This window comes from Amycolatopsis sp. NBC_00345 (genome assembly GCF_036116635.1).
GTDB lineage: Bacteria > Actinomycetota > Actinomycetes > Mycobacteriales > Pseudonocardiaceae > Amycolatopsis.
The window spans coordinates 289,328-304,964 of the sequence record NZ_CP107995.1; the positions used below are offsets into that span (position 1 = coordinate 289,328).

Annotated in this window: 17 protein-coding genes; 12 read left to right on the forward strand and 5 right to left on the reverse strand. The window is 70.1% G+C overall.

The window, feature by feature from the left end; translation table 11 throughout:
• The first annotated feature begins 38 nt into the window (after nt 1-38).
• Nucleotides 39-548 carry a YbjQ family protein gene (locus OG943_RS01370; protein WP_328607818.1) on the forward strand — a complete coding sequence of 170 codons (510 nt, stop codon included), beginning with the start codon at nt 39-41 and terminating at the stop codon, nt 546-548.
• Nucleotides 549-678: 130 nt separating this feature from the next.
• Here OG943_RS01370 and OG943_RS01375 read toward each other — a convergent pair whose 3' ends face one another.
• Nucleotides 679-2,475 carry an AMP-dependent synthetase/ligase gene (locus OG943_RS01375; protein ID WP_328607819.1) on the reverse strand — a complete coding sequence of 599 codons (1,797 nt, stop codon included), beginning with the start codon at nt 2,473-2,475 and terminating at the stop codon, nt 679-681.
• Nucleotides 2,476-2,587: 112 nt separating this feature from the next.
• Between OG943_RS01375 and OG943_RS01380 the strand changes: the two genes are divergently transcribed.
• From OG943_RS01380 to OG943_RS01410, 7 genes are read left to right on the forward strand one after another with little or no spacing between them, the layout of a single operon-like run.
• Entirely contained in the window at nt 2,588-3,001 is a 414-nt protein-coding gene (locus tag OG943_RS01380; protein WP_328607820.1) for a polyketide cyclase / dehydrase and lipid transport, read from the forward strand.
• Between the two features lie 9 nt (nt 3,002-3,010).
• Complete coding sequence (locus tag OG943_RS01385; RefSeq protein WP_328607821.1) at nt 3,011-3,805, forward strand: metallophosphoesterase family protein; 795 nt, start codon at nt 3,011-3,013, stop codon at nt 3,803-3,805.
• A 27-nt stretch (nt 3,806-3,832) separates the two neighbouring features.
• Nucleotides 3,833-4,276 carry an SRPBCC family protein gene (locus OG943_RS01390; protein WP_328607822.1) on the forward strand — a complete coding sequence of 148 codons (444 nt, stop codon included), beginning with the start codon at nt 3,833-3,835 and terminating at the stop codon, nt 4,274-4,276.
• Nucleotides 4,277-4,286: 10 nt separating this feature from the next.
• Nucleotides 4,287-5,465 (forward strand): ArsA family ATPase, encoded by a 1,179-nt coding sequence (locus tag OG943_RS01395; RefSeq protein ID WP_328607823.1) that lies wholly within the window; start codon nt 4,287-4,289, stop codon nt 5,463-5,465.
• The gene (locus OG943_RS01400; protein WP_328607824.1) at nt 5,462-5,923 is read left to right on the forward strand and encodes a hypothetical protein; all 462 of its coding nucleotides are present in this window, start codon (nt 5,462-5,464) and stop codon (nt 5,921-5,923) included. Before OG943_RS01395 ends, OG943_RS01400 begins: the two co-directional genes overlap by 4 nt.
• A gap of 16 nt (nt 5,924-5,939) precedes the next feature.
• Nucleotides 5,940-6,899, forward strand: a complete 960-nt coding sequence (locus tag OG943_RS01405) for an ROK family protein (RefSeq protein ID WP_328611962.1) — start codon at nt 5,940-5,942, stop codon at nt 6,897-6,899.
• A gap of 4 nt (nt 6,900-6,903) precedes the next feature.
• Nucleotides 6,904-7,788, forward strand: a complete 885-nt coding sequence (locus OG943_RS01410; protein WP_328607825.1) for an NUDIX domain-containing protein — start codon at nt 6,904-6,906, stop codon at nt 7,786-7,788.
• 334 nt (nt 7,789-8,122) lie between these two features.
• On the opposite strand, the gene OG943_RS01415 is transcribed toward OG943_RS01410, so the two are convergent.
• The gene (locus tag OG943_RS01415) at nt 8,123-8,932 is read right to left on the reverse strand and encodes a hypothetical protein (RefSeq protein ID WP_328607826.1); all 810 of its coding nucleotides are present in this window, start codon (nt 8,930-8,932) and stop codon (nt 8,123-8,125) included.
• 248 nt (nt 8,933-9,180) lie between these two features.
• Here OG943_RS01415 and OG943_RS01420 point away from each other — a divergent pair, with 248 nt between their 5' ends.
• Complete coding sequence (locus OG943_RS01420; protein ID WP_328607827.1) at nt 9,181-9,561, forward strand: hypothetical protein; 381 nt, start codon at nt 9,181-9,183, stop codon at nt 9,559-9,561.
• Nucleotides 9,562-10,665: 1,104 nt separating this feature from the next.
• On the opposite strand, the gene OG943_RS01425 is transcribed toward OG943_RS01420, so the two are convergent.
• From OG943_RS01425 to OG943_RS01435, 3 genes are read right to left on the reverse strand one after another with little or no spacing between them, the layout of a single operon-like run.
• Nucleotides 10,666-11,802, reverse strand: a complete 1,137-nt coding sequence (locus tag OG943_RS01425; RefSeq protein ID WP_328607828.1) for a glutamate--cysteine ligase — start codon at nt 11,800-11,802, stop codon at nt 10,666-10,668.
• Between the two features lie 10 nt (nt 11,803-11,812).
• Nucleotides 11,813-12,331: a hypothetical protein gene (locus OG943_RS01430; protein WP_328607829.1), complete on the reverse strand. Its 519-nt coding sequence runs from the start codon at nt 12,329-12,331 to the stop codon at nt 11,813-11,815.
• Nucleotides 12,331-13,095 carry an alpha/beta hydrolase gene (locus OG943_RS01435; RefSeq protein WP_328611963.1) on the reverse strand — a complete coding sequence of 255 codons (765 nt, stop codon included), beginning with the start codon at nt 13,093-13,095 and terminating at the stop codon, nt 12,331-12,333. The genes OG943_RS01430 and OG943_RS01435 overlap by 1 nt, the downstream gene beginning before the upstream one ends.
• A gap of 220 nt (nt 13,096-13,315) precedes the next feature.
• On the opposite strand from OG943_RS01435, the gene OG943_RS01440 reads away from it, so the two are divergent.
• The 3 genes from OG943_RS01440 to OG943_RS01450 all read left to right on the forward strand — a co-directional run bounded on the left by OG943_RS01440 (nt 13,316) and on the right by OG943_RS01450 (nt 15,636).
• Nucleotides 13,316-14,077 carry a lysophospholipid acyltransferase family protein gene (locus tag OG943_RS01440; protein WP_328607830.1) on the forward strand — a complete coding sequence of 254 codons (762 nt, stop codon included), beginning with the start codon at nt 13,316-13,318 and terminating at the stop codon, nt 14,075-14,077.
• 62 nt (nt 14,078-14,139) lie between these two features.
• Entirely contained in the window at nt 14,140-14,628 is a 489-nt protein-coding gene (locus OG943_RS01445; protein ID WP_328607831.1) for a polyadenylate-specific 3'-exoribonuclease AS, read from the forward strand.
• Between the two features lie 39 nt (nt 14,629-14,667).
• Nucleotides 14,668-15,636, forward strand: coding sequence for a S41 family peptidase (locus OG943_RS01450; RefSeq protein WP_328607832.1), 969 nt, complete (start codon nt 14,668-14,670; stop codon nt 15,634-15,636).
• The last annotated feature ends 1 nt before the right edge of the window (nt 15,637 follow it).

Below are 15,637 nucleotides of genomic sequence, written 5' to 3' on the forward strand. Positions count from 1 at the left end.
ACGCGGTGCGGCGGCCCCGGGCTCGTTACGATCCGTCCATGACACAACCCGCGCCCCCGCAGCAGTTCCCGATCCTGCTGTCCACTATGAACGACCTGCCCGGTTATCGCGTGGTTCGCGTGTTCGGCGAGGTTTTCGGGCTGACCGTGCGCAGCCGCAACATGTTCTCCAACATCGGTGCCGGCTTCAAGTCGATGGCGGGCGGTGAGCTGAAGGGCCTGTCGAAGCTGCTCTCGGACTCGCGTTACGAGGCGCTGCACCGGCTTTCGCAGGAGGCCATGCAGCACGGCGCGAACGCGGTGCTCGCGCTGCGCTTCGACTGCAACGAGATCGCCCAGACGGCCAGCGAGATCGCCGCGTACGGCACCGCCGTGTACGTCGTCCCCGAAGGCGGGCAGCAGCCCCCGGCGGGCCAGCACCAGCCGGGCCAGCACCAGCCCGGTCAGCCGCCGCAGCAGCCGGGCCAGCCGCAGCCGGGGCAGCCGCAGCCGGGCCAGCCCCAGCAGCAGCCCCAGTTCCAGCCGCCGCAGAACTTCCAGCAGGGCTGAGCCCCCAGCGCCCCAATGTGGCGTTGGTTGCGTCCAACGCACCCAATGTGGCGTTCGGTGCGTTCAACGCACCGAACGCCACATTGGGGCGCTTCAGGCGGGGCGAGGCGAGGCGGGCCGGCGCCGAGGGTCAGCGCTTGTACAGCGCTTCGATGTCGCCGGCGTAGTTCTTGCTCACCACGTTGCGCTTGAGCTTCATGCTCGGCGTGATCTCGCCGCCCGCCTCGGTGAAGTCCTTGGCCAGCACGGTGAACTTCTTGATCGCCTCGGCGTGCGAGACCTGCCGGTTGGCCTCGTCCACCGCGGCCTGGATCTCCTGGCGCAGGTCCTCGTCCGCGGCCAGGTCGGCGACGGTGGCCTGCGCGGGCTTGCCGTGCTGGGTCTTCCAGGACGGGAAGTACTCCTCGTCGATGGTCACCAGCGCGCCGATGAACGGCCGCTGGTCGCCCACCACCATGGCCTGGCTGATCAGCGGCGACGCCTTGATCGTGTCCTCCAGCCCGGACGGCGCCACGTTCTTGCCGCCCGCGGTGACGATGATCTCCTTCTTGCGCCCGGTGATCTTCAGGAAGCCGTCGGAGTCCAGCTCGCCGAGGTCGCCGGTGTGGAACCAGCCGTCGGTGAGCGACTCGGCCGAAGCCTCGGCGTTGTTGTGGTACGCGCCGAAGACGACCGCGCCCTTGACCAGGATCTCGCCGTCGTCGGCGATGCGCACCGAGTTGCCGGCCACCGGCTTGCCGACGGTGCCGACGCGGAACGCCGTCTTGGTGTTCACGTTCGCCGCCGCCGAGGTCTCGGTCAGGCCGTAGCCCTCGAACACCGGCACGCCGATGCCGCGGAAGAAGTGCGCCAGCCGCGCGCCCAGCGGGGCGCCGCCGGACACCGCCGCGACGCACCGGCCGCCGAGCGCCGCGCGGAGCTTGCTGTAGACGAGCTTGTCGAACAGCAAGTGCTTGGCGCGCAGGCCGAACCCGGCCCCGCCGCCGTCCAGAGCCTCGCTGTACTCGACCGCGACGGCCTCGGCCGCGTCGAAGATCTTGCCCTTGCCCTCGCTGTGCGCCTTCTGCTTCGCCGAGTTGTAGACCTTCTCGAACACACGCGGCACGGCGACCACGAACGTCGGGCGGAAGGTGCCGAGGTCGGGCACCAGGTTCTTGACGTCGGGGGTGTGCCCCAGCGTGACCCGGGCCGAGAGCGCGGTGACGGCGATGGCGCGGGCCAGGATGTGGGCCAGCGGCAGGAAGCAGAGCAGCGAGTTGCCCTGCTCCATCAGCTCCGGGAACGCCTCGATGTCGGCCCGGATCTCGGTCAGCAGGTTGCGGTGCGTCAGCTCGACGCCCTTGGGCCGCCCGGTGGTGCCGGAGGTGTAGACGATGGTGGCCAGCTCGCCCGCGGAGACGGCGCGCCGGCGGGAGTGCAGGTCTTCGTCGGAGATCTCGGCGCCCAGCGCGGTCAGCTCGTCGATCGCGGGGGAGTCGCTCTCGATCTGCCAGGTCAGCTCCAGCCCGGTCAGCCGGTCGCGGATCTGCTCGACGGCGCCGCGGTGCTCGTCGGTCTCGACGATCACGGCCTTGGCGGCCGAGTCCGACAGGATCCAGTGCACCTGCTCGGGCGAGGACGTCTCGTAGATCGGGACGGTGACCGCGCCGGCGGCCCAGATCGCGAAGTCGATCAGGGTCCACTCGTAGCGGGTCTTGGACATCAGGGCGACGCGGTCGCCGTGCCCGACGCCGGCCCCGGCGAGGCCCTTCGCGACGGCGGCCACCTGGTCGGCGAAGTCCTTCGCGGTCACGTCGAGCCAGCTGCCTTCGACCTGCCTGCGGAAGCTGACGACGTCGGAGAACCGCTCGGCGTTCGCCCAGACGACATCCGCCAGGTTCTCGTCGTCGGTCACCGGCTTCCCGGCGGGGGCGCTGTATTCGCGCACGTGGACCTCCGTGTTCGACGCGTGCGGTTACCCGCCGGTCAACTTAGCTTGCCGTAGACCTTAAGACCACGCCGCGGCGGCCCGCCGGACGAGGTCATGACATTCTGCGCCTGTGAACCCCGGACCACCTGCCCTGGACCTCGTGGACGAGACCTTCATCGTGGTGCCGCCGAGCACGATCGCCGCGGCGTTCGCCGACCCGGCCGCCTGGCGGCGGTACTGGCCGGACCTGTCCCTCGAGGTCTACACCGACCGTGGGGACAAGGGTCTGCGCTGGACCGTCACCGGCGCGCTCGTCGGTACGATGGAGGTCTGGCTGGAACCCGTGCTCGACGGCACCGTGCTGCACTACTTCCTGCGCGCGACGCCCACCGGGCCCGGTGGCGCGCCGCGTGAGCTGAGCCCACGCGAGCTGCGCCGCGAGTTCGACCGCCGCGCCCGCGCGGCGAAGGAGCTCACGCTGGGGCTCAAGGACGTCCTCGAGGACGGGCGCGAGCCCGGGATCCCGCCGCTGACCGAGGATTAGGAGGGTCTTGTGCGGGTTCACGTCGTTTCGGACGTGCACGGCAACGCCGACGCGCTGAAGCGGGCCGGTGAGGGCGCGGACGCGCTGGTCGTGCTGGGTGACCTGCTCGACTTCGTCGACTACCGCGAGCACGACAAGGGCATCATGGGCGCCCTGTTCGGCGCGGAGCGGGTCGGCGAGTTCGCGCGGCTGCGCCGGGAGGGCACCCGTGACGAGACCGTCGCGTACTCCCGCACGCTCTGGGCCACCCTGGACGACCCGGCCGCGGCCGTCGACGAGGCCGTGCGCAGCCAGTACGCCACCTTGTTCGCCGCGATGACCGCGCCCACCTACGCCACCCCCGGCAACGTCGACACCCCCGCGCTGTGGCCCGAGTTCTCCGGCTCCGGCGTCGAGGTGCTCGACGGCGAGGTCGCGACCATCGGCGGCCTGCGGTTCGGCTTCGTCGGCGGCGCGGTGCTGCCCGAGGGCGTCGTGCCGCGGCCCCGCAAGGGCGCGGCCTGGCGTCCGTACCTGCGGGCCCGCGAGGAGTTCGACGAGTCCGTGGCGAAGCTCGAAAACGTCGATGTGCTCTGCACGCACATCCCGCCCGCCGTGGCCGACCTGACCTACGACGTGGTCGCGCGCCGCGCCGAGCTGGGCTCGAAGGCGCTGCTGGAGCTGATCCGCGAGCAGCGGCCGCGGTGGTCGCTGTTCGGCCACGTGCACCAGCCGCTGGCCGCGCGGCGGCGGCTCGGGCGCACCGAGTGCCGTAACGTGGGTCACTTCAAGGAGACCGGGCAGCCCTACGTGCTGCGCTGGTGAAGACGCTCTCCGGCTACGCTTCGTCCCATGGCCGAGCAGTCCACGCAGTCCATCGAGGTCGACGCCGAGCCCGCCAGGGTGCTGGCGGTGATCGCCGACTTCCCCGCCTACCCCGAGTGGGCGAAGGCCGTCCGTGAGGCCGAGGTGCTGGGCACCGACGACGCCGGGCGCGCGAAGCAGGTGAAGCTCACCCTGGACGCCGGCCCGATCAAGGACGTCTACACCCTCGAGTACGACTGGGACACGACCGGCCTCGGCGTCAGCTGGCACCTGGTCAAGGGCCAGATGCAGAAGGCGCAGAACGGCCGTTACGCGCTCGAGGACCTCTCCGGCGGGCGCACGAAGGTGACGTACACGCTGTCGGTGGAGCTGGCGTTGCCGATGATCGGGCTGCTGAGGCGCAAGGCCGAGAAGATGGTCATGGACACCGCGCTCAAGGAACTCAAGAAGCGGGCCGAAGGCGGGGAATAGGAGCGAGCGCATGCGGATCCTGCTGTTCACCGGCAAGGGGGGTGTCGGGAAGACCACGCTCGCCGCGGCCACCGCCACCGCGCTCGCCGGCCGCGGCAGGAAGACGCTGGTCGTCTCCACCGACCCGGCGCACTCGCTCGGCGACGCGTTCGGCCGCCCGCTCGGCTCGGAGCCGTCCGAAGTGGACGTCGCGCCCGGCACCGCCGCGGTGGCGAACCGGCTGTCCGCCGTGCAGGTCGACTCGCGCTCGCTGGCCGACCGGACCTGGGACGAGCTGCGCGGGCAGCTGCGCTCGACGCTGGCCGGCGCCGGCCTCGACGCGCTGGACGCCGAGGAGCTGACCGTGCTGCCGGGCGTCGACGAGCTGCTCGCGCTGACCGAGGTGCAGCGGCTCGCCGAGCACAGCCCGTGGGACACGGTGGTGGTCGACTGCGGCCCGACCGCCGAGACGCTGCGGCTGCTCGCCTTGCCCGAGGCCGTTTCGGGCTACCTGACCAGGATGTACGGCTGGAAGGCGGGCCGGCGCGGCCGCGTCGTGGACTCGGTGGGCCGGCTCGGCGCCCACCTGGAGTCGCTGCGCGCGCTGCTCACCGACCCGGCCGTGACCACGGTGCGGCTGGTGCTCACCCCCGAACGGGTGGTGGTCGCCGAGGCGCGCCGCACGCTCAGCTCGCTGGCGCTGCGCGGCATCGCCGTCGACGGCCTGATCGCGAACCGCCTGATGCCCGCGCCCGGCTTCTGGCGCGGCTCGGCGGCCACCTGGCTGCGCACCCGGCGGACCCAGCAGGACGCGGTGCTGGCCGAGCTGGCGGCCGCGGGCTTCGGGCCCCGCGAGCTGGCGCGCGTCGAGCACCGGGCGAGCGAGCCGGTGGGCGCGCGGGCGCTGGCCGAGCTGGCCGAAGAGCTGTACGGCGGGCGGGACCCGTTGGCGGGCAACGGAAAGCCCGTGACGCCGTTGCTTCAGGTGAACGAGGTCGAAGACGGCTTCCGCCTGCGCGTCGCGATCCCGCTGGAGCGGGACGCGGACGTGGACCTCGCCCGCGTCGACGACGACCTGGCGATCACCGTGGACGGCTTCCGCAGGCTCATCGCCCTGCCCGAGCCGCTGCGGCCGTGCCGGATCACCGGCGCGGAATCCGACGCCGACGGCCTGGTGGTCAGCCTGGCCGGGAACCGGGGACCCGGGTGAGCGAAGAGGACGAGCCCGGCGCCGAGGGCCTGCGGCTGGCCGAGGAGATCCGCCTGCTGGCCGAGATGCTGGTGGAGCGGGCCGCGCCGTGGCTCGAGGGCGTGATCTCGGCCGGGCACGGCGGTGACGAGTCCCACGAAGCGGCGGCCGAGGGCGGTTCGACGTGCGGCTGGTGCCCGCTGTGTGCGATCGTCGCCGTCGTGCGAGGTGAGCGGCCGGAGTTCGCCGCCCGGGTGCTGGAACAGCTGGCCCAGCTGGTGGCGTTGTTACGGGCGGTGCTCGCCGACCGGTGGGAGCCGGACGAGGGTGTGCACATGCCGGGCTTCCGGCCCGCGCCCCGGCCGACGGCGTCCACACAGGCGGCGGCCGGAGCGTCTTCGGAAGGGGCGGGAGCGTCCCGGGTGCAGCACATCGCCGTCCGCAGGCGGGAAGACTGGCGGCCGGAGCAGGAGAGCTGAGTTGCTGACGATAGGGGTGGACGTCGGGGGCACGAGTGTGCGCGCCGGCGTCGTGGACGAGCGGGGCTCGCTGCTGGACACGGGCCGCGTCGGGACGCCGAGCGAGGAGAACGCGCTCGAGGACGCCATCGCGGGGGTCATCGAGGACCTGCGCAACCGGCACGACGTCGCGGCCGTCGGGCTGGCCGTGGCCGGGTTCGTGGCGCGGGACCGCCGTTCGGTGATGTTCGCGCCGCACCTGGCCTGGCGTGACGCGCCGGTGGCCGACCGGATCTCCAAGCGTGTGGGCCTGCCCGTGACGCTGGAGCACGACGTGAACTCGGCCGTCGTCGGCGAGCACCGCTTCGGTGCCGCGCGCGGGGCGCAGGTGGCGGCGCTGGTCGCGCTGGGCACCGGGATCGGCGCCGGCCTGCTGCTCAACGGCGAGATCTACCGCGGTGCGTACGGTGTCGCGCCCGAGCTGGGCCACCTGACCATGGTGCCCGGCGGGCGGGCCTGTCCGTGCGGAAAGTACGGCTGCTGGGAGCGCTACTGCAGCGGCACGGCGCTGGCCGCGACGGCCGTCGAGCTGCTCGCGCGCTACCCCGGCCGTTCGACGGTGCTGTCCCGCGAGATCGCGGGCGACCCGGGCTCGGTCACCGGCCGCCGGGTGGCCGGCGCCGCCCGCGACGGCGACCCGATCGCGCTGCGGGCGATGGCCGAGCTGGCCAAGTGGCTCGGCGAGGGCCTGGCCCTGGTGGCGGACGTGTTCGACCCGGAGATCATCGTGATCGGCGGCGGGGTTTCGGAGTCCGCGCCGCTGTTCCTCGACGAGGCCCGCGAGCACTACGCGGGGGCCATCACCGGCGCCCGCTACCGGCCGCTGGCGCGCATTCGCACCGCGCACCTCGGTGACGACACGGCGATCGTCGGCGCCGCCGCGCTGGCCGTCGACGCCGCGAAGGCTCCCGGAGCCGAAGTCGGTGTGACAGGCTGAAGGCGTGACGCCGAAGACCGCCAACCGCTTCGTGCGGTGCACCACCTGCGGCCGGCTGCACTGGGGCGCGTTCGGCGCGGCCGGGCTGTTGCTCTCGGACCCCGCGCGCGGCGTGCTGCTGCAACGGCGGGCCTGGTGGGTGCACAACGGCGGCACCTGGGCCCTGCCCGGCGGCGCGCTGGAAGTGGGCGAGACCGTGCGCGACGCGGCGGCCCGCGAGGCGTGGGAAGAGGCGGACGTGGCGAAGTCCGACTTTCGCGCGCTGTCCGCTTCGGTGCTCGACCACGACGTCTGGCGCTACACCACGGTGCTCGGCGTCGCCCACAGCTCGCTCGACGCACGGGTCGCGAACCAGGAGAGCGCGGAGGTGCGCTGGGTCGAGCCCGACGCCGTCGCGGACCTGCCGCTGCACCGGGACTTCGCCGGGTCGTGGCCACGGCTGCGCGCGCAGATCGGCCGTGAGCTGGTCCTGGTCGTGGACGGCGCGAACGTGGTCGGCTCGCGCCCCGACGGCTGGTGGCGCGACCGCCGCGGCGCGGCCGAGCGGCTGCGCGACCGGCTGGCGAAACCGGCCGAGTCGGGGATCCCGGACGCGGTCGCAGACATCGGCGCCGGGCCGGAGTGGACGTGGTGGCCGCGGGTCGTGCTCGTCGTCGAGGGGCAGGCCCGCGGGGTCGAGCCGGTGCCCGGCGTGCAGGTCGTCTCCGCCGAGACCGACGGTGACTCGAAGATCGTCGAGTTCACCGCGTCGGCCCGCACCCGCCCGGACGACCACGTGGTGGTCGTGACGGCCGACCGCGAGCTGCGTGGCCGCGTCACGGCACTGGGTGCGTCCGCGATCGGCCCGGGCACGCTGCTGCGTCACCTCGACGGGGGAAAAGGCTCGTGAGTGTTTATGACGGTTCTAGCGGACCGTCTGACCGCTAAGCCGCCGGACACCACCAGGCACACCGCAGCAGACCGCAGGAGGAGCAGCGACTATCACAGTCCAGGACGCGACACTCGCACCCACGGCGGACAACCCGCCTGCAACGACAACGAGGAAACTGGGTACCGCGCCAACCCACACGACAGGCAGCGTCGACACTCGCAGACGAGACTGCGCCGAGACCGGCAGAGCATCTCCGTACGGCCGGAGCGGGAAAGCTACGCCGAACAGCGCGCCCGGCTGGAGGAGGAAGCCTCGGTCGGGAGACCTCGGCCGGCCGGAGCAGATCTGATCTTTAGCCGGTACCGCTGACAGTAAGCAGGATCGGAGTGCTGATGCCGTGCCGATTGGCTGTGTCACTGAGAAAAGCGGCCATCCACCCGATAGCATTGAGTGACCACTCGGCGAGAACCCCGGTGAACGAGACCCGATGTTGTGGGGGCCCGTTCCACAGCTGATCAACAACGGGGCTGCGTGCAGCCAAGGGGTCGTGCTGAGACAGCGAGTACGAGTCACAGACGAAGGCGCTATGCCGGAATCCAGCCATGGTTTCCTGCATTCCTGATGCTGCAGCCTGGATAGCGGGATCGCGTCCACTATCGATCGTGACGCGGATCGGCCTCCGCTCGCGGGGGTTGATGTCGGCAAACCAGCCGGCATCCTGCGCTAGGCGGAAGGTGCGGGCCGTCGGGTACTGCGGTGTACCACCAGTAGTGATCAAGCTCTGCAGAGGTAACACGAGTTGAACGGTCTCCACCCGCACCTCCCCGATCCGGTCCAGGACATCGCCGACGCAGTTCAGAAAGGGTTGCGCCGGAATTGGCCGGTCCACCGGGACGGAGTCAGACCACGAGACTTGGAACCATGCGATAGGCGCGGGGGAGGACTCGCCGTTTGCGGCCTCCCCCGCGTCGTTCATTCCCCATGCACCGCCAGAATCGCCCTGTCGTGCATCGGCAAGCAACCGCATCGCCGACGTTCTCGCGACAAATAAACTGTAGGCATCCATCTCATGACTGTTCGCCTCCCACCACGAGTGGTGCTTGAGCCAGCCATGCAATGTCATGAACATCGTGTTCGCCGGGGAAGACAGGGCTGCGGGCATTGGCGTCATTTACTCACCGAACTTACTTACTCACTGCGCAATTGAAGGTTTGCTTGGGGGTGGTAACGGTAGAGAAGGGCGCATCAGGTCGTGTCACCTCGACCACACTATACCAGGTTACCGGCTGAAAGCCATCGCAGTCGAGGCGCAGCGGGACCCGGCTGGTTGAGCCACCCCCAGGAAGGGGATTTCCGGTATTGTAACCTTTGTAATGGTATGTCCCGTCACTGTAGAACTCGTACGCTCCGATGCGCACGCTGGCGTTTCCTTGGCAATTGATGGTGGTCCACCATCCATGTGCTGATGCCGCCGTGGGCGGCGAGGAGGAAATGTGGAAATTGTCACCAGCGGCCTGGATGGCGCAGGCCGGAATTGCACCACCTGCCGGTAGTGAAGTCCCTCCCGGCAATGCTCCGTTCGGTGGCTGCGTCCCCGCCGACGGGTCAACAGCAGGAACGGGACCCTTGGATGGCGATGGAGTGTCCGCCTGTGCCGACAAAGCAGAGGTGAACGGTAGTAGGCATACGGCGGTTCCGGCAAGCGCGAACGCTAGCGAACGGCTTCTTCGCGGGAATGAAAACTTTTTCGCCATCATGGATAATCAAACCTCTTTCGTGTGCGAACTATAAACAAGAAACCTTGAGTCGGCAAAGTCGGTGCGTCTGTGAATTATTTCACCGCGCTAACATCACCCCCAAGCTGGCGCGGGCCTCGTGCGGCGCCGCGGTGTACGAGGCATCCGAACTCGATGAAACTTCGGCACAGCTAGTGCCTCATCAAGAAACGTTGACGTTGCCATCGTGTCGCGTGGACATCCGGGCTGGTGATTCGCAAGGCTGGCCGTGGAGGTGTGGCTGGTGGCGCGTCAGCCGGAGGTGTTCGCGCGGTCGCTGGAGCCGGAGGAGGCGCAGCGGCTGGTGAAGATCACGAGGTCGGCGAAGGACCGGGTGCGACTGCGACGGTCCGGGATCCGTGTTGGCCTCGGCATAGGGCCGATCCGCCGGCCGCTGAGTCGACCACGGACGAACACATAGAAAATACTACGGCACCAGCGGTTAGTGCCGCTACGAATTTGCTGCGCAAGAAAATACCCCTAAGGCTACAGTGGAAAAAGTAGCAAGTTCCCGAAAAGTCCCCCGACTCAGACAAGGGACACGCTACCCAACTTATTTTCCGAGCCCTAGGCCCGATCGGGTGAATCGCTTGCGCGCACCGGCGTTTTACGAAAAATAAAAAATCTAACCTGCCAAAGATGCGGAACCATCACTAATGGAAAAATGCAGCAATGAAATCCGACGTCGCCACCGGTTCGTCGTTCATCTTTCCCTTGCGGAGCCTGACTCGGTCACCCCTGACACTGACGTCATCTGCCCTACCAATGCGAGGGATACGTCGTGCGGCTCCTGGAAGCGAATGAGCCGGGTCGTGGCCGACGCGCTTAGTTCGGCGGCCGCCCGCCTTGGGGGCGGGGTGCGCGTCGCCCTGTGTCGCTGGTGTCGGACGGTAAGACCCCCTGCTCGGTGCACAAGGCGGCATGGTGCTCGTCCTCTCTGCAACTCGCCCTGGGTGCGACTGTGCCGGAGTTCGCATCGAGGGAGGAACGTTCCGAGTCCTTGGTTCGACCCCTGTTGTCGGGAATGACCTGGCCGCCTACTGCTGATCACAAGTAGGTAACCAAGTGATGATCGGTTCTAACCGTCATCAACACTCACGAGCCTTTCGGCGCGGCCGGCTCAGCGGGCGATGCCGTCCCGCATCTCGGCGACCAGCGACGCCACCACGGCCTTGAGCGAGCCGTTGTACTGCTTTGCCACGGCCCGCTGCCGCAGGTAGCTCGGGCCGTAGGTCAGGATCGTCTCGACGTCGCGCAGTTCGGCGACGCAGTCCAAGCGCCGGGCCACCGGCTCCAGGCGGTCCAGCAGGTCGGCGATGTCGTCGGTGACCAGGCGCTCGCGGCCGGCGGCGTCGAGGATGACGATCGCGTCGATGCCGTAGCGGGCGGCGCGCCACTTGTTCTCCTGGACATGCCACGGCGGCAGCGTCGGCAGCCGCTCGCCGTCGTCGAGGCGGGTGCTGAAGTCCTCCACCAGGCACTGCGTCAGCGCCGAGATGGCACCGACCTCCTCCAGCGTCGGCAGGCCGTCGCACACGCGCATTTCGATCGTGCCGAAGTGCGGCGCCGGGCGGATGTCCCAGCGGATCTCGGAGAAGTGGTCGATCACGCCGGTGGTGAACATGTCGGCCACGTACTGCTCCAGCTCGCCCCACTCGCTGAACTGGAACGGCAGCCCGGCCGTCGGCAGCTGCTGGAACATCAGCGCCCGGTTGGACGCGTACCCGGTGTCCTCCGCGCCCCAGTACGGCGAGGACGCCGAGAGCGCCTGCAGGTGCGGCGCGTAGTTCAGCAACGCGTCGAGCACCGGCAGCGCCTTGTCCCGGTGGTCGAGGCCGACGTGCACGTGGACGCCGTAGATCAGCATCTGCCGGCCCCACCACTGGGTGCGGTCGATCAGCTTGGCGTACCGCTCCTTGTCGGTGACCTTCTGCTGGTACCAGTTGGAGAACGGGTGCGTGCCGGCGGAGAACAGCTCCACGCCCAGCGGGTCGGTGACCCCGTGCACCACGTCGAGCGAGCCGGTGAGGTCGGCCTTCAGCTCGGCGACCGTGGTGCAGACGCCGGTGATCACCTCGATGGTGTTGAGCAGCAGCTCCTGCTTGATCTTCGGGTGCTCGGCGGCGCCGTCCGGGCACACCTGGTCGAGGATCCGCTCCGCGACCGAGGACAGCTCGCCGCTGCGCCGGTCCACCAGCGCCAGTTCCCACTCCGCGCCGATCGTCGAACGGCGCGAAGGGGTGAAGTCGATCCGCATGCCCGCCCGGTCAGACCTGGGCGCCGTTGTGCGGGTCCGCGCCGGGAGGCGGGCCCTGGCGCACGCGCAGCAGCAGGAGCGCGATCGCCGTGGCGAGCGCGAGGATGCCCAGCGGCATGGACAGCGACGGGCTGACGCCGATCAGGTTCGGCACGATCAGCAGCAGCAGGCCCACCACGAAGAACAGCAGCACCACGAACGCGCCCTTGCGCGGGCGCGGCAGGGGCGGCGGCTCCGGCGGGACGAAGTGCTCGTCGTCCTCGGCCGGGTCGTCGGAGAACATGGTGGCGTCCCAGGTCGTGCCGCCGCCGCGCCAGCCCTCGCTCGGTTCCGCGGGCTTCTCCTGCTTCGCGGGCGGCGGCGGGCTGGGCGGGCCGGTGTCCGACGGCCGGTCGGCCGCCGTGTCCTCGGCGACTTCGAGCGCGTCCTGGGTGAACACGCCCACCCCCTCCGCGCGCAGGTCCGCCACGATCTCGGCGAACGTCGCGTCGACGTCCTCGGGCCCGTCCGTGCCTTTCCCCCTGCTCATCAGGCACCCACCTGTCCCGCCCGTGTCGCCCGGGCGAAGTCGACACTGCTGCTGAAGATCAGTTCCGCGTCGTTGTCCTGGGTCGCGACGTGGAAGCTGTGCTCCAGCACCACTTCGGTGACGTCCGTGCTGGAGATCCCGGCCAGCACGAGCCGTGAGTTCTCGGGCTCGACGACGTGGTCGACCCGCGAGTGCAGCAGCAGCACCGGCTGCGTGATCTTGCCCAGGTCGGCGCGCACGAGGCGCCACAGCTGCGCCAGGCTCGCGGCGGCGCGCACCGGCGTGCGCGGGTAGGCCAGCTCCGTCTCGCCGGGCTTGGCGATGTCGTTCGCGATCGCGGGCACCGACGGGACGACGTGCGCGAGCAGCGGCAGCAGCTTCGTGTCCCACTTCAGCCGGGTGACCGACGGGTTGACCAGCACGAGGCCGGCGATCCGGTCGCCGAACTCCTCGGCCAGCCGCAGCGTGAGCGTGCCGCCCATGGACAGGCCGCCGACGTACACCGTCTCGCAGGTGGACAGCAGCGCGAGCAGCTCTTCGCGCACCGCGCCGTACCAGTCCTGCCAGGTCGTGCGGTTCAGGTCCTGCCAGCGGGTGCCGTGGCCGGGCAGCAGCGGGCAGCGGACCGCGTACCCGGCTTCGGCCAGGTGGTCGCCCCACGCCCGCAGCCCCGCCGGCGTCCCGGTGAAGCCGTGGCAGAGCAGGAACCCGGCCCCGGACGAACCGGTGTGGGCGAACGGTTCAGCGCCGGCGAGCACGCCCATGACGAACGCCTTCCGATCGAAACGGTGTAGGTCTTCCATGCTCTCACGCTCGCGTGGTGTTGTGGGGGCCCGGCCGGTGCCCGTAACCACCCGCCTGCGCTGTGAGATCGGTCGCTGCCGGGTAGTAGCCCCCGGTCTCGCATTGTGCGCGGACCACCCGGTTTCGTAGTCTTGGCGACTGAGAACTCGGACGTCGGGCCACGGGAAGGACAAGAGCGCGGTGCTGTACTGGCTCATGAAGTTCGTGTTCATCGGTCCGCTGCTCAAGACGCTGTGGCCGACCAAGGTCGTCGGCGCCGGGAACATCCCCGAGACCGGTGGCGTCATCCTGGCCGGCAACCACCTGGCGGTGGCCGACTCGTTCTTCATGCCGCTGCGGGTCAAGCGCAAGGTCACCTTCCCTGCCAAGTCCGAGTACTTCACCGAGCCGGGCCTGAAGGGCCTGCTCAAGAAGTGGTTCTTCACCGGCGTCGGCCAGATCCCGATCGACCGCTCCAGCGGCAACGCCGCGCAGGCCGCGCTCGACACCGCCACCCGCCTGGTCCGCGAGGGCCACCTGCTCGGCATCTACCCCGAGGGCACGCGCTCGCCCGACGGCCGGCTGTACAAGGGCAAGACCGGCGTCGCGCGGATCGCGCTGGAGTCCCACGGCCTGGTGGTGCCGGTCGCCATGGTCGGCACCGACAAGGTCAACCCGATCGGCTCCAAGATGTGGTGGCCGCGCCGGCTGGAGATCCGCTTCGGCACGCCGCTGGACTTCTCGCGCTACGACGGCCTGGCCGGCGACCGCTTCATCGAGCGGTCGATCACCGACGAAATCATGTACGCGCTGATGGAGCTGTCCGGCCAGGAGTACGTGGACATCTACGCGGCGAAGGCCAAGGAACTGATCGCCGCCGAGGCCGCCGGCGTCAACGCGAAGGTGCCCGAGCAGCCCTCCGGCCGCGACGCCGACCGGGTGCCCGAGAGCAAGGCGAGCTAGCCGCCTTCCGCCGTACCGCCGCCCTCAACAGCGCCGCTTAGCGCCGCTGCTAGTTTCCCGTAATGCGTTTTTTCTACGACACCGAGTTCATCGAGGACGGCGTGACGATCGACCTGGTGTCGATCGGTGTCGTTGACGAGCGTGGCCGCGAGTTCTACGCCGTGTCGACCGACTTCGACCCGGGCAAGGCCGGCCCCTGGGTACGGGACAACGTGCTGCCGAAGCTGCCCTCGCCGGCGGACACCGCGTGGCGCAGCCGGGAGAAGATCCGGACCGACCTGCTGGAGTTCTTCGGCAAGCCGCCGGGCGGTATCGAGCTGTGGGCCTGGTTCGCGGCCTACGACCACGTCGCCCTCGCGCAGCTGTGGGGCCCGATGCCCGCGCTGCCGCGCCAGCTGCCGCGCTTCACGCGTGACCTGCGCCAGCGCTGGGAGGACGCGGGCAAGCCCAAGCTGCCCGCCGCCCCCACCGACCAGCACGACGCACTGGCCGACGCCCGGCACAACTACCAGCGCTGGGACGTCATCGAGTCGGCCTTCCGCCGCCGCTGAGCCAGTAGGGTCGTCGCGGTTGGGGGAGGGGAGCCCGCGGTGCGTCGTCTGCTTGCCGCATTTGTCGTGCTGGTACTCGTGGCGGGCTTGGCCACGGCCGCGTCGGCACCGCGTCCGGGTTCGCCGCGGGAGTACCTCACCTACGCGCTCGGCCTGCTGCGGGCCCACTCGATCGACCGGGACTTCATCGACTGGCCCGAGGTGGAAGCCGACGCGATGCGCCTGGCGGCGAGCGCGTCCGACCCTGCGGACACCTACCCGGCGATCCAGAGCGTGATCTACCAGCTGGGCAATCCGCACACCAGCCTGCTCACCCCCGCGGCGGCCATGCCCCCGCCGCCGGAGACCATCGACGTGCCGACCAGCCGGAGCCTCGGCGACGTGGCCGTGCTGACCGTCCCGCAGTTCAAGGCCGACCCGGTCGGCGAACGCCGTTACATCGCGGCCGGGGTGGCCGCGGCTTCCGACGCGGGCAATCCGTGCGGCTGGATCGTGGACCTGCGCGGCAACCTCGGCGGCGACATGGTCCCCATGCTCACGGTCGTCGCGCCGCTGCTGGACGAGGGCGAGCTGGGCTCGTTCGAGCAACTCGACGGCTCCAGCACCTGGTCCCTGCGCTCCGGCCGGGTCCTGGTCGACGGCCGGGCCCCGGTCGACGAGGCCAATCCGCTGCGCCTGGCCCGTCCGCACCCGCCGGTCGCCGTGCTGACCGACGGCCGCACGGCCAGCTCGGGCGAACTGACGCTGGTGGCGTTCCGCGGACTCGGGCGCGCCGCCAGCTTCGGCCAAGCGACCGCCGGTTTCGCCACGGGCAACGAGGCCTTTCGGCTCAGCGATGGCGCCGTACTGCTCATCACGTCCTCGCGCACCGTCGACCGTACTGGGCGCCGTTACGGCAACACCCCGATCCAGCCCGACCACCCGCTGCCCGCGGCCGCGACCACCGATCAGGAGGTCGCGGCCGCGACGGCGTGGCTGCACACCCAGCCCGGGTGCGCCCACCGCTGAG

What these genes read in the sequence shown, in the direction of transcription:
- OG943_RS01435 (WP_328611963.1), bottom strand. Translation starts at nt 13,095, where the DNA reads ATGGGCGTGCTCGCCGGCGCTGAACCGTTCGCCCACACCGGTTCGTCC.
- OG943_RS01425 (WP_328607828.1), bottom strand. Translation starts at nt 11,802, where the DNA reads ATGCGGATCGACTTCACCCCTTCGCGCCGTTCGACGATCGGCGCGGAG.
- OG943_RS01395 (WP_328607823.1), top strand. Translation starts at nt 4,287, where the DNA reads ATGCGGATCCTGCTGTTCACCGGCAAGGGGGGTGTCGGGAAGACCACG.
- OG943_RS01390 (WP_328607822.1), top strand. Translation starts at nt 3,833, where the DNA reads ATGGCCGAGCAGTCCACGCAGTCCATCGAGGTCGACGCCGAGCCCGCC.
- OG943_RS01430 (WP_328607829.1), bottom strand. Translation starts at nt 12,331, where the DNA reads ATGAGCAGGGGGAAAGGCACGGACGGGCCCGAGGACGTCGACGCGACG.
- OG943_RS01415 (WP_328607826.1), bottom strand. Translation starts at nt 8,932, where the DNA reads ATGCCCGCAGCCCTGTCTTCCCCGGCGAACACGATGTTCATGACATTG.
- OG943_RS01370 (WP_328607818.1), top strand. Translation starts at nt 39, where the DNA reads ATGACACAACCCGCGCCCCCGCAGCAGTTCCCGATCCTGCTGTCCACT.
- OG943_RS01420 (WP_328607827.1), top strand. Translation starts at nt 9,181, where the DNA reads ATGCGCACGCTGGCGTTTCCTTGGCAATTGATGGTGGTCCACCATCCA.
- OG943_RS01445 (WP_328607831.1), top strand. Translation starts at nt 14,140, where the DNA reads ATGCGTTTTTTCTACGACACCGAGTTCATCGAGGACGGCGTGACGATC.